11 protein-coding genes are annotated in these 13,558 nt (G+C 39.3%); 5 read left to right on the forward strand and 6 right to left on the reverse strand.

Annotation, left to right across the window (positions count from 1 at the left end; translation table 11 throughout):
• The gene (locus H5180_RS06405; RefSeq protein WP_145238548.1) at nt 1-294 is read right to left on the reverse strand and encodes a hypothetical protein; all 294 of its coding nucleotides are present in this window, start codon (nt 292-294) and stop codon (nt 1-3) included.
• A gap of 284 nt (nt 295-578) precedes the next feature.
• Between H5180_RS06405 and rpe the strand changes: the two genes are divergently transcribed.
• The 3 genes from rpe to trpS are packed head-to-tail and all read left to right on the forward strand — an operon-like array spanning nt 579 to nt 2,982.
• The gene (rpe, locus tag H5180_RS06410; RefSeq protein ID WP_145238551.1) at nt 579-1,262 is read left to right on the forward strand and encodes a ribulose-phosphate 3-epimerase; all 684 of its coding nucleotides are present in this window, start codon (nt 579-581) and stop codon (nt 1,260-1,262) included.
• Nucleotides 1,262-1,927 carry an HAD-IA family hydrolase gene (locus tag H5180_RS06415; RefSeq protein ID WP_182735077.1) on the forward strand — a complete coding sequence of 222 codons (666 nt, stop codon included), beginning with the start codon at nt 1,262-1,264 and terminating at the stop codon, nt 1,925-1,927. Before rpe ends, H5180_RS06415 begins: the two co-directional genes overlap by 1 nt.
• A 50-nt stretch (nt 1,928-1,977) precedes the next feature.
• Complete coding sequence (gene trpS, locus H5180_RS06420; protein WP_182735078.1) at nt 1,978-2,982, forward strand: tryptophan--tRNA ligase; 1,005 nt, start codon at nt 1,978-1,980, stop codon at nt 2,980-2,982.
• Between the two features lie 125 nt (nt 2,983-3,107).
• Here trpS and H5180_RS06425 read toward each other — a convergent pair whose 3' ends face one another.
• Nucleotides 3,108-4,028 (reverse strand): TraB/GumN family protein, encoded by a 921-nt coding sequence (locus H5180_RS06425; RefSeq protein ID WP_182757926.1) that lies wholly within the window; start codon nt 4,026-4,028, stop codon nt 3,108-3,110.
• A 35-nt stretch (nt 4,029-4,063) separates the two neighbouring features.
• Entirely contained in the window at nt 4,064-4,414 is a 351-nt protein-coding gene (locus H5180_RS06430; RefSeq protein WP_182757927.1) for a hypothetical protein, read from the reverse strand.
• Between the two features lie 283 nt (nt 4,415-4,697).
• On the opposite strand from H5180_RS06430, the gene H5180_RS06435 reads away from it, so the two are divergent.
• On the forward strand, nt 4,698-6,839 hold the full coding sequence (locus tag H5180_RS06435; RefSeq protein WP_182757928.1) for a winged helix-turn-helix domain-containing protein: 2,142 nt from the start codon (nt 4,698-4,700) through the stop codon (nt 6,837-6,839).
• A 249-nt stretch (nt 6,840-7,088) separates the two neighbouring features.
• Here H5180_RS06435 and H5180_RS06440 read toward each other — a convergent pair whose 3' ends face one another.
• The 3 genes from H5180_RS06440 to uvrA all read right to left on the reverse strand — a co-directional run bounded on the left by H5180_RS06440 (nt 7,089) and on the right by uvrA (nt 12,009).
• Complete coding sequence (locus H5180_RS06440; RefSeq protein WP_182757929.1) at nt 7,089-7,361, reverse strand: hypothetical protein; 273 nt, start codon at nt 7,359-7,361, stop codon at nt 7,089-7,091.
• A 733-nt stretch (nt 7,362-8,094) separates the two neighbouring features.
• Nucleotides 8,095-9,153, reverse strand: coding sequence for a hypothetical protein (locus H5180_RS06445; protein WP_182757930.1), 1,059 nt, complete (start codon nt 9,151-9,153; stop codon nt 8,095-8,097).
• Between the two features lie 30 nt (nt 9,154-9,183).
• A complete protein-coding gene (gene uvrA / locus H5180_RS06450) occupies nt 9,184-12,009 on the reverse strand; it encodes an excinuclease ABC subunit UvrA (protein WP_182735081.1) in 2,826 nt (941 codons plus the stop codon).
• 164 nt (nt 12,010-12,173) lie between these two features.
• Here uvrA and H5180_RS06455 point away from each other — a divergent pair, with 164 nt between their 5' ends.
• Entirely contained in the window at nt 12,174-13,541 is a 1,368-nt protein-coding gene (locus H5180_RS06455) for an MFS transporter (protein WP_182757931.1), read from the forward strand.
• The last annotated feature ends 17 nt before the right edge of the window (nt 13,542-13,558 follow it).

Below are 13,558 nucleotides of genomic sequence, written 5' to 3' on the forward strand. Positions count from 1 at the left end.
CTAGAACCTAGGACTAAGTGAACGTGCTTTTTGTGGTTCGTCTGAGCTGGTTAATAATTCAAGTAAATCTAAATAATGAAATTGTGCACTGCGACTATCACCAGTGATCCATGACATCCAACTTGATTCTTGTTCGACCTTCATACATTGCACTGCATTATTAATTTTTAAATGGCCTGAGCTACATTCGCAATCGTTAGCTGCGATAAGTGTATTATCACTTTTTGAAAAATAGCTTAGTGTACCGATAGTTATAGCAGCCGCAGTTAAGATCCCGATTTTAAAAGCACGCATTTTACTAAGTCCATAATAGTGTTACTCACTAGAGCATACATAAAAAATGCTCAAATAACAAACTTAATTTATCCTTAACAAATATAAAAAATTAATAAAATTAAAAGGTTAAGGTAAAAATAATGTTTATATTTAGCTGTTTAAAATATAACCGTTGCAAAACTTCAAATAGAGTTAAAGCTTTAATTAGCTGGGATTCTTGGGGAATAGCTTGATTTAGGTTACATTATGGCAATTATCGGCCCTGCTATTTTGCGCATTTTTAATATCACTAAGGATTGTTTATGTTAGAAACACTACAAAAGTACCTTATCGCCCCGTCTATTTTATCTGCTGATTTTGCCCGTTTGGGCGAAGATGTTGAGCGTGTTTTAGCTTCTGGTGCAGATGTAGTTCATTTTGATGTGATGGATAATCACTATGTGCCAAACTTAACAATTGGGCCTATGGTGTGCAAAGCGCTGCGTGATTATGGTATTACGGCGCCTATTGATGTGCATTTAATGGTTAAACCGGTCGATAGTTTAATACCGCAATTTGCTGATGCTGGTGCTTCAATCATTACTTTTCATCCTGAAGCGAGTGAACATATTGATCGCACTTTGCAGCTGATCAAAGATCATGGTTGCCAAGCTGGTTTAGTCTTTAACCCTGCGACGAGTTTAAGCTATTTAGAACATGTAATTGATAAGCTTGATGTGATTTTATTAATGTCGGTTAATCCAGGTTTTGGCGGTCAAAGTTTTATTCCTAATACTTTGGAAAAACTACGCCAAGCACGGAAAATAATTGATGATTCAGGTCGTGCTATTCGTTTAGAAGTAGATGGTGGTATTAAAGTCGATAATATTGCGGCGGCGGCTCAAGCCGGAGCTGACATGTTTGTTGCCGGCTCTGCTATTTTTAATCAGCCAGATTACCAACAAGTAATTGAACAAATGCGTGCCCAGTTAGAGGGTGTAAAATAATGAAGTATGAAGCCGCTTTATTTGATCTTGATGGTACTTTAGTTGATAGTGTTTATGATTTATATATAGCGATGAATCTGACTTTATCTGATTTAGCTTTTCCAATTGTAAGTCAGGGGTTGGTACAAAGCTGGGTTGGTAACGGCATTGAAATGCTGGTTAAGCGAGGCCTCAGTGGCGACATGAAAGTCAGTGAACACCTAGATCCAGCATTAGCAGATAAAGCAATTGCGCTTTTTTATGGTCATTATGAGCAACAAGTAGGTGAATACAGTGTGCTTTATCAACACGTAGAAACAGGCCTTGCGGCGTTACGTGGTATACCAAAAGCGTTGATCACTAACAAAGCCCGCTGCTTTACTGAAAAGCTACTTGATAAGCTCGCTTTAAGCAGTCATTTTGAGGTGATAGTGTGTGGTGATGACATGGCCAAAAAGCCTTCACCAGAGCCTCTTTTATTTGCTTGTCAGCAATTAAATGTACCAGTGAGTCAAGCAATTATGATTGGTGACTCAAAAAGTGATATCTTAGCGGCGCAAGCGGCACATATAGACGTACTTGCCGTTAATTATGGTTATAACCAAGGTGAAAATCTTGCTGATTTGAATCCACAGTACCTCTGTGAGAATTTCTTAGATATAATACCTGTTCTTACCCAGCGTTAAGCGATTTTTTAATTTTAGCATTTTTTATTTTTGTAATATAAAGGAACATCATGAGTAAACCAGTAGTGTTAAGTGGCATGCAGCCAACCGGTGGAATGACAATAGGCAACTATGTTGGCGCTATTAACCAGTGGGTAAAGCTACAGGAAGAGTATGATAGCCACTTTATGTTAGCTGATTTGCACGCGATTACGTTACGCCAAGATCCAGAGCTTTTAAAAACCCGTGTATTAGATGGTATAGCTTTGTATGTTGCATGTGGTATTGATCCAGATAAAGCTGCTTTATTTGTGCAGTCGCAAGTGCCTGAACATGCACAGCTAGGTTGGGTATTAAACTGTTATGCGCAAATGGGCGAGCTTAACCGCATGACCCAGTTTAAAGATAAGTCAGCAAAGAACACCAGCAACGTAAACGTTGGTTTGTTTGCTTATCCGGTATTACAAGCAGCTGATATTTTACTTTATCAAGCGGCGCAAGTACCAGTAGGTGATGATCAAAAGCAGCACCTTGAACTAACACGCGATATCGCAACGCGCTTTAATAACTTATATGGTGAAGTTTTCACGATCCCAGAACCTTACATTCCAGAGTTTGGTGCGCGCGTAATGAGCCTGCAAGATCCACTGAAAAAAATGTCTAAATCAGATGAAAACCCAAATGGTTTTATCATGATGTTAGACGAACCAAAAAAGATCGAGAAAAAGCTTAAAAAAGCAGTAACCGATTCAGACGAGCAAGCGCGTATTTATTTTGATCGCACTGAAAAACCAGGCGTATCAAACTTACTAACACTTATGTCTGTTGCAACCAAGCGCTCAATTGAAGAGTTAGTGCCTGAATACGAAGACAAAATGTATGGCCATCTGAAAAAAGACACCGCTGACGCAGTAGTAAGCATGATCGAGCCAATCCAAGCGCGCTTTAAAGAGATCCGTGAAGATCAAGCATTGCTCAACAACATCATGAAAACCGGTGCTGAAAAAGCCAGCGCACGTGCAGAAGTGACCTTAAAGTCTGTTTACAACGCGTTAGGATTTATTCCACGTCCGTAAAAGGTTGCTTGTCCGCTTAAATAAAAAATGCCGCTTAAATAGCGGCATTTTTTATAGAATACTAATTAATATTAAAGATCCAAATATAAACAGTAATGACATAGCTTGCTTGTCTGTTTTATCCATTACTCAGTCCTTTTGCTTGTCATTTCAGTGCTATCGTCAATATTAACCAAAGAAACGGTGTAACCTTTATTTTCAAGTAATGTAAGTAAGCTATCTTTGCCTGCAAGGTGTGCAACTCCAACAAGTACAAATTCACTTTTATCGTTATTAAACATCTCTTCTACTTTAGCTAACCAAGCATTATTTCTATCTGTTATTAACTGCTGATAAGTATGCGGATCATTTTTTTGCATTGTTTCAATAGCCACTTTATTCAGTGTGTCTGTATCACCTTGACGCCATGCAGATACCAGTTCTTTAAACATTACACCGTAATTATTTAACTCGGCTAAATTATTTTTAATAAAATTATTTTCGTTGTTCTGTCCCATTGTTTTGAAAAGCTCTAACTGAAACTCCATAGTTTCCAGATAGTTCTTTGTTTTATTATCTATCGTCGCTTTTTTGGTAAAGTACGCATCAACGCCTTCACCCATTAAGTTTTGTTTTTGCAACTCCATCGACATTAAAACAATACTTACCATAGCAGGGCGAAAACCATCTAACTTGGTTAGGTTAGCGCCAAATTCAGTAAGTTTATTTTCCAATAAAAGCTTTACTTGCGGGTTTAACTTTTGGCTTAACGTTTCGTTATTAGCATATGATAGCGCTGCTAACATTTGCATTTGTGCGTTCGCATCTGATGGGTCTGGAATTGGCGCTTCTAAAACAATAGTATCTGCTTGCTTATAAGCGTGATTAAACTCTGCAGGAAGCGGCATTTCTGATTTAGGTAAAATATGTACCGTACCACCAATAAATAACGAGTCACTGCCTTTGTTAACCTGCCACACAGAGCTTTGTGCTTGTGCTGTTGTTGCTATTAGGCTACTACTAAGTAAAACACTTGCTGATACTATTTTTTTGGTAAATGTGTTCATAGCAATTCCTTAATTTAAGCTGTTTAAAGTTTTTATTACTTAGTCAAAACAGAAGTTATGTAGGCTGTAATTGATGACGTTACTCGTGAAAGGTTCTTATCAATTTGTGAGTTAATTTTATTTATGGATGAGTCAAAATCAGCAGCTATTTTCTCATCTATGGTAGAGAGTAAGGTTTGAGTATTTATGTTGCTTGTTGTAACCGCATCAGAGGAAGTTGTTTGCTTATTGAGTGCTTGAGCATTCGTTATTGTTTCGCCAATCATGCACTGTGCTGATTTTGATTGAATCGCCTGCGTTTTACTTTCAGCAGCGATAACGAATGCAGTATTAAATGCAGTTGCTAATAGTAGGGCGGGTAGTACTTTTTTAATTGCGTTATTCATAATCAAACCTTTTATGTTTTTTAAGCGCTGCCAAATTAGTATGCAAAACGATTTTGGCTAAGCGGCTTGTTGATGACGTTTTAAAGAATATCGGTGAATTTTCATAGAGTCGCTTATCTAGTTGTGAGCAATTAATGTATAAGGTTTTCACTTTGTTTTATTCTTTAAAATCAATATTTTGATGTTAAACCTTATCTGCTAATATAAGGTTTATAAATACAGTTACTATAAAACATAATGTACATGTGGTAGGGTTTGGCAAAATAAAAAATACTTAAAGACTATGAATTATCAAATCGGACCTTGGCAATTTATTAGTAATCGCTGTGTGATTACTTCAAATAGTATAGAAAGGGAGTTAGATCCTCTATTAGTAAAGTTAGTACTTCATTTTATAAATAAGCCTCAACAAATCGTATCTCGTCAAGAGCTCATAGAGAGTGTATGGCAGCAAAAATTTGTAGATGATAATGCAATTAACCGTGCTATCTCAGAGCTGAGAAAGCAGCTAGCGCATCCGATTGAAAAAGCTCCTCTTTTAAAAACACATTATCGTAAAGGTTACAGTTTAACGGTTATACCTGAGCGTTTAACACAAGAGCTTGAACTTGATAAAACTCAACAACCTGCAAGTATCATATCGGTTGCTGTTGAAAAAGGTGATGATATTTCGACGATAAAGCCCAATCAAGCTATTCAAAAAAAGAGCACTCAAAAGCCCCTTATTTTTGCTTTAGCCGGTATTGTTTGCTTGTGCTTTTTAGCATGGTTCAGTTTAGTATTTATTAGCAAGCCAGAGGGAGAGTCTATTAAACAGGTAACGATAAAAAAGGTAGCAAGTACGTGGAACTTAGGAAGTGAAGTACACCCCGAACTATCCTCAGATCGGAAATATTTAGCCTATACCAATATTGAGCCAGAAACAGATATTAATCATGCATTTGTTAAGCGTCTTTCCGATCAAAGAGAGGTTGAACTCACTTATCCTGGTTTTCAGGTGTCCGTTTTATCGTGGCAGTTAAACCAGCCTTATGTGTTATTACAGGCTACAAACCTAAAGCAACAGCTTTGTGAAATGGTATTAGTTGATCTGAGTGAATTTCCGATTGTTGGGGAAACAAAGTTAATTAAAAAATGCGATCTTAGATACACTGGCTATGCACAAGTAGACGAAAATGGGGAACATATTTATTACACCGAGTATAAGAATGAACAAGATGGGTCTGGTTTATATCAATTTGACTTAGAATCGCAAAAGGAGTCAATTATCATCCCACCGCCAGGTATAATGTATGGCATCAGCATACCTCGTTTATCTCATTCTGGTAATAAGTTAGCGTATATACTCAATCAAAAAGGTCAGCCATTCTCTGTATTTACTTATAACTTTGAAACTCGTGAGACTAAGCGTTTATTTCAAGCACAGAAAAATACCATTAGCTTTGCTTTTGACTGGCTTTTAAATGATAAAGGCGTGATTGTTTCTGAAGGATCACAGCTCACAACCGTTTTATTTGATGAAAAGAGTATTCTTAAAAATACAGTGCAAGTTACGCCTGAAATATCGCCCTATTACATAGCGGTTCAATCAGCTAATAGCCTATTTTATTCTGCAAATAAAACGCAAACTTACTCATTAACCAAAGTTACCGGTTTATTTAGTGATACTCCTAAATATGAAGCACTCTATAAAAGTGAAAAAGATGATTACAACATTGTTGAAGTCGTTAACAAAGAGGGGCCTGCACAGGTTTTTGTATCAGAGCGCTCTGGTAGTAGTCAGTTATGGCTATCTCAAAATGGACTGATAAAGCAGCTTAGTCATTTTACCCACGATGGCTCATCTACGTTTGCAATGGGAGGATTGAGTGTATCTCCTAATCAGCAGCGTATTTTGTTGAGAATAAATAAAAGCATTGCATTTTATGATGTTATAGCTGAAAAGCTCTACTCAATAGCAGAGTTTAAAGGGCGTAAAATAGTAAGCTATGTATGGTCAAAAAATAATGAAGGTATCCTTTATATTGAACAAGGTGATTCAAAAAATATACTTGCCAAACTTAATTTATTAACTCGCGACACCACATTATTAGACGATATTAAACCCAATAAACTAATTTCAGATAGCGATGGTAGTAGTTACGTAATTACCAATAATAAGTTAATTCGACTATCTGATAGGCAAAGTTGGGAGTTATCTAAAGATGCTAGTAAAGCGATTGGCTATGCTATTCGGGGTAACTATTTATATTATTCAGATGCGATTTCAAGAGTTGCTCGACTTAACTTACAAGATAACACCATACAAGATATGCATATGGACTTTCGACCAATTGCTTTTTTTATAAGCGGTGATGACGAAATTTTATTTACGGGCTCAAAATACAAAGACATGCAAATAATGCAAATTAGTTGGAATGAGTAGTTAAGATAACTATGCAAAAAAAGTAAAACATTATCTGCAAAACAACTAACAATGGAGCGGACAAGAATCATAGCATCAACCACTATTACTCTATATTCAATAATATAAAGGATGTTTTTTATGATTCACGCAAGAAAACCTCATCGATTTAGTACCCACAACCGGTTAGTGTCAGGTGAGCGTTTTTGTCCGTGGTGTTGAATTCTGGCTGCGCCGTTATATTTCGGGCGCAGCAAATAACTAAAGGCGTTACTTTTTATCTAATTGATCCGTTAATTTATTGTCAATCTGTTTTTGAATTTCTCGCATTGATTTTTCTAGCTTTACGTTTAGCTTAGTGTTTAGTGAGTTTTCAAACCGAAGCTCTTTTTGCTGTGGATTTTGCATCACGACTTTAGAAATATGGACGCTGCTTAACTGTTGCATAATAAGTTCAGGGTTACCAGCAGCCATGGCTGAAGATGTACAGAATGTTGCTATGATCAGAATTACAGGTAATGCTTTTTTGATTAATTTTTTCATAATAAAACCCTTTTTAATTGTAAAGTGAGTCAGCAAGTGAACGTCTGCTAATATGTTTAACTGGCTGGTTTACTGTTGACGGTGAAAAGAATAGCTCTAAATTTTTTGTAAGTCGCTTATCTACTTATAAGGGATTTATAAATAACATTCTGAGTATTTTTAATATTATAAAACATGTCGTTACCTTTAAATCTTATATTCATATATAAGATTTAAAGGTAACGTTATATTGAAACTCTTGACGGTGTTAGGGTTTAAGAATATTAAAAGTCCAGAATCCAATATGAATTATCAAATCGGACCTTGGCAATTTATTGAACACCGCTATTGTTGTTGAAGCTGGCAGTATTGAGCGAGAATAAGACCCGTTAAGTTATTGATGCGCTTTACCAGTAAGTCTTAAGTAATTATTGCTCGCCAATAATTAAGTAAGTATATAAGCAAGTGTAATCCCACCGAAAAATAATAGAAGCCAAACGTAGAATTTTATCTTATTGTAAATAAAGGATAAAATGATGAAAGGCATATTTTACAGACAGTCAGAGCCTCACTATTTTGAAGCAAGCCGAAAGCGTTATAGCGATCCCTGAGTTATGCCGTGAACATCTAATGAGCAACTCAACCTTTTATTAATGGCGTGCAAAATTAAAAAACAGGTTTGACTTTAATTAACTGACTTTAGTATTTTCCGTAGCCCGTAGCCCGTAGCCCGTAGCCCGTAGCCCGTAGCCCGCTATGGCGCTTTAATGCCCGGCGATTGGCATGCTTTTACCGTAAAGCTGTAACCGTAAGGTTTGCTGTTATCTGGTGCAATTTCAACAATTTCGTAGTCGTTAATCTCAATCGCTTTACTGTCGTCAGATTTTTTGCAACGGGAGTATTGGTCTGCTTCGTAGGTGTAAGCAAACATAGCAATTAACCGTTTGCTGCGTTCAAAGTAACCTTTTGTGTTAAAGAATAATCGTACGGATTGAGTGGTTTCATCTTCTTCCGTCGGAGTTACTGGCAGTGTGGGAGGTGTTTGGGTAATATTTTCACTTGGTAGTTGCCCATGTATTTTTTGGCTGAGCTCTTCTACAACTTCAACTTCTTGTTGCTCTGTTAGTGCTCGACTTGAGAGCTGCTTGCTGCTGACGAAGTTGCTTACTATGTCATCAAAAACGGCACCGGTATCTTTGTCATCAACAAAAGACATTAGATTGATTATTACAATCGTTGATAAAAAAAACCGTATAGAAGCTGTAAGTAAAGGTGAATAGCTTTGGCTAATAAACTTTACCCGCTGTGAACCAAACGGTTTGATGATTAAGAGCATAAAAATATAGAACGGCAATATCAATTGTAATAATAGTAATGTTGATAGAGAGATGCCCAACGCCCAGGGTGGTAAATAAAGTAGCGTGGCAAAATTGTGGGTGTAATTAAAATGTGTTGCTGAAACATGAGTTACATTATTTACAATGCCACTGGCATTGGCCAGTACAAAGTTGGCGATACTGGCATAGAAAATAAGTATAAGTGCTTTGCCAGCAAGTGAATGCCAGAGCTTATTGAACTTTGGCCAAAACTCAATAGTAAGCGCTACGATAGTGATACTGGCGCATAGCCAACCAATTTGAAAGATGATTAGGCAGATTAACGCCAATAAGTAGAGCTTTTGCGCGGTGTTAAGATTAAACCAAATAGCTTTACCTTGCTCATAAAAGCGCAGTTTATGAGGTTGCAAATTTTGCTGTTGTTGCCTCAGCTGTTTGTTTGCACGCCATCTGGCAATTTTTATGTATCTTAACACCGGCCAACCTTAGTACATAAAGCGAAAACCCTATTTTGATAATAGGGGTTTTAAATAGTGGCCAGTATGTGAACGCTCACATTCGGCTACTTCATCCGGCGTGCCTGCAATGAGGATCTCACCGCCGCCAGCACCACCTTCGGGACCTAGATCAATGATCCAATCGGCTGTTTTTATTACATCAAGATTATGCTCAATAACCACAATCGTATTACCGTGGTCACGCAGGCGATGCAGTACTACTAATAATTGTTCAATATCAGCAAAGTGCAAGCCTGTGGTTGGTTCATCTAAAATGTATAAGGTTTTACCTGTGTCACGTTTAGATAACTCGCGGGCGAGTTTAACCCGTTGAGCTTCACCACCAGAGAGCGTTGTCGCGGCTTGGCCTAAGCGAATATAAGACAAGCCCACATCCATTAAGGTTTTTAGTTTACGCGCAATGGCGGGTATTTTATCAAAATAGTCGTGTGCGTCTTCCACCGTCATTTCTAATACTTGATGGATGTTTTTGCCTTTATACTGCACTTCTAACGTTTCACGGTTATAACGTTGCCCTTTACAGACATCACATGGCACATATACATCAGGTAAAAAGTGCATTTCGACTTTGATCACGCCATCGCCTTGGCAAGCTTCACAGCGGCCACCTTTTACATTAAAGCTAAAGCGACCGACTTTGTAACCACGAGAGCGAGATTCTTGCGTGCCCACAAACAGTTCACGAATGCCAGTAAAAATACCGGTATATGTGGCTGGGTTTGAGCGTGGGGTACGGCCAATCGGGCTTTGGTCAATGTCGATAACTTTATCAAAATGCTCAAGGCCACTAATTGATTTGTACGGTGCGGCTTCGGCGGTGGTTGCTCCGTTTAGTTCGGTATGAGCAAGTTTAAATAAGGTGTCGTTGATAAGTGTTGACTTACCAGAGCCTGATACGCCAGTAATACAGGTCATTAAACCAAAAGGTATTTTTAAATCGACATTTTTTAAGTTATTACCGCTAGCGCCAAACAGCTCTAACCACTTATCGTTGATTTTATGACGCTCTTTGGGAACTTCAATTTTGCGTCGGCCAGATAAAAATTGCCCTGTTACTGACTCTTCGCTAGCTAAAATGTCATCGCGAGTACCTTGGGCAATGATATAGCCGCCATGCACGCCAGCTCCAGGACCAATATCAATAATATGATCGGCGGCACGTATGGCATCTTCGTCATGCTCTACCACAATCACGGTATTACCTAAGTCGCGTAGATGGATCAGCGTTTGCAGTAAACGGTCATTATCACGTTGATGCAAACCAATCGATGGTTCATCAAGTACATACATTACGCCTACTAAGCCTGCGCCAATTTGGCTGGCTAAGCGAATACGTTGAGCCTCACCGCCAGATAAAGTATCAGCACTGCGCTCTAAAGAGAGATAATTTAGCCCTACGTTGATCAAAAACGATAAACGGTCGCGAATTTCTTTTAAGATTTTCTCAGCTATCTGGCCTTTTTGGCCCGTTAAGCTTAGTTGCTCAAAAAAGCTCATCGCTTCACCAATACTCATACTGGTGATAGCGGGTAAGTTAGTCTGACCGATAAATACACTGCGCGCTTCTTGGCGTAGGCGCGACCCTTTACAACTTGGGCAAGCTTGGCTGGTTTGATATTTAGCCAGCTCTTCGCGCACGGAATTTGATTCTGTTTCACGATAGCGGCGGTTCATGTTATTTAACACGCCTTCAAACTCATGGTTACGAGTGATCAGATCGCCACGGTCGTTGCGGTAGTTAAAAGCAATTTTTGTATCGCCAGAACCGTCTAAAATGATTTTTTTAGCATCTTTAGATAGTTCCTGAAATGGCATTTCTAAATCAAATTTATAGTGCTCAGCAACGGCTTGTAGCATCTGGAAATAGTAAAAACTGCGTTTATCCCAGCCTTTTATGGCGCCGCCAGATAAACTAAGCTCTGGGTTTTGAATCACTCGATTTGGGTCGAAATACTGACGAACCCCTAAACCATCACAACTTTGGCATGCGCCTGCCGGATTATTAAATGAGAATAACCGAGGTTCAAGTTCGGTCATGGCGTAGCCACATGTTGGGCAAGCGAAGTTGGCGGAGAGCAGCAGCTCTTCGGCGTTTGCGTCATCCATCGATGCAATAGTTGCTACACCTGCTGACAGCTCTAACGCGGTTTCAAACGATTCGGCTAAACGCTGTTGTAAGCCATCTTTCACTTTAAAACGATCGACCACGACTTCAATAGTGTGTTTTTTATGTAGTTCTAAAGTCGGTGGATCAGAAAGGTCGCATACTTCCCCGTCAATACGGGCGCGAATATAACCTTGGCTGGCTAGTTGCTCTAACAACTTAACGTGCTCACCTTTGCGCTCTTTCACAACAGGGGCTAGCAACATCAGCTTGCTGCCCTCTGGGAACGCCAGCACAGTGTCGACCATTTGGCTAACAGTTTGTGCAGCGAGTGGCAAATCGTGAGTAGGGCAACGCGGTTCACCGACACGGGCAAACATTAAGCGCAGGTAATCATATATTTCGGTAATGGTGCCAACGGTGGAGCGGGGATTATGTGACGTTGATTTTTGTTCAATTGAAATTGCCGGCGACAACCCTTCAATATGATCAACATCAGGTTTTTCCATTAAAGATAAAAATTGTCTGGCATAGGCCGATAAAGATTCTACATACCGACGCTGCCCTTCTGCATATAAGGTATCAAATGCTAAAGACGATTTACCCGAACCAGATAGACCGGTGATAACAATTAATTTATCACGGGGAATGGTTAGGCTGATGTCTTTTAAATTGTGCGTGCGGGCGCCTCGGACTTCAATGTTTTCCATGCTATCTCGTTTCATTACCAAATTGATTTACTGAGTATCTCATAATACGTGCGAAGATTAATCCTTGATCAATGAAAAATCATCGCATTGGGACGATTATTTCTCTGTAAGCTTGTGGTAGAATCCCTGCTCAAATTTTAATAGACAGCAAGAACACGCGAATCATGACAGCTTCTTCACTCAATTCACGAGAAAAACGCGCCGCAGTTTCCTTAGCGAGTGTGTTTGCATTTCGTATGCTTGGCCTATTTATGTTGATGCCAGTATTGGCGATTTATGGGCAAGAATTATCAGGATTTTCACCGATATGGATTGGTTTTGCGATTGGCGCCTATGGTTTAACACAAGCTGTGTTACAAATTCCCATGGGGTGGTTATCGGATAAAATTGGCCGTAAAAAAGTCATTGTTGGCGGTTTAACTGTTTTTGCCATCGGTTCGGTGATTGCTGCCACGGCTGATTCAATGCAAATGGTCACTTTAGGGCGAGCATTACAAGGGATGGGCGCAATTGCCAGCTCGTTATTAGCTTTTGCTTCTGATTTGAGCCGCGATGAGCAACGACCAAAAGTGATGGCCGTGATTGGTATGAGCATAGGCATGAGCTTTGCTATTGCTATGTTACTTGGTCCAATGGTTGCCGCAGCGTGGGGTCTTGCTGGAGTGTTCTGGTTAACTGCTATTTTGGCTGTTGCAGGTATTTTTATTGTGTTGTTTTTGGTCCCCAAAGCGGTTAGTAAAGCCCCCAAAGGCGATACCTTAGCAAGCGTTAGCGATATTAAAAAACTCATTAAGCACCCGCAATTAGCGCGTTTAGATTTAGGGGTGATGCTATTACATTTGACCTTGACGACGATTTTTGTCGCCTTACCAGGGCAGTTAATTGCCAAAGGTTTAGCAGCACAAGCGCATTGGCAAGTATATATTCCCGTTTTATTACTGGCATTTTTATTAATGGCGCCAGTGATGATCATTGCGATCCGCAAAGAAAAAGAGAAACAGGCATTTGTTGGCTCTATCGCAGTGCTCGCTCTAAGTATGTTGGCAATGGCAATTGGTGTTGACTCAATCATCGGCATGGCGATGTGTATGCTGGCGTATTTTGTTGCCTTTAACTTTTTAGAAGCGACAATGCCGGCATTAGTATCGCGCTTAGCACCTGCTAGCCAAAAAGGCTCGGCGATGGGAGTGTTTTCGTCAGGACAATTTTTTGGTGCATTTTTAGGTGGTATTTTAGGCGGTTACGTTGCGCAATCAACAACGCCGCAAGCAGTGTTTGCCGCAGCCGCAGTTGTTGGGGTAATATGGCTTAACCTTGCGTGGAATATGCAAGTCCCGCCACGCAGTAAAATGATAAGCTTAATGACAGAATTAAGTAACGAGCAGCAAGCGCAAACCCTTGCTTCTCGTTTAGTTGCTTTACCAGGCGTAATTGAAGCAACAGTAGTCTGTGATGAAAATCGCAGTTATTTAAAGATTGATGATAAAGAATTTGACCTAGACCAAGCCCGCAAAGTGGCTGGTTTAATATAACGTTTATAGGAGAAAGG

Source organism: Pseudoalteromonas sp. SR41-4 (assembly GCF_014163985.1).
Lineage (GTDB): Bacteria > Pseudomonadota > Gammaproteobacteria > Enterobacterales > Alteromonadaceae > Pseudoalteromonas > Pseudoalteromonas rhizosphaerae.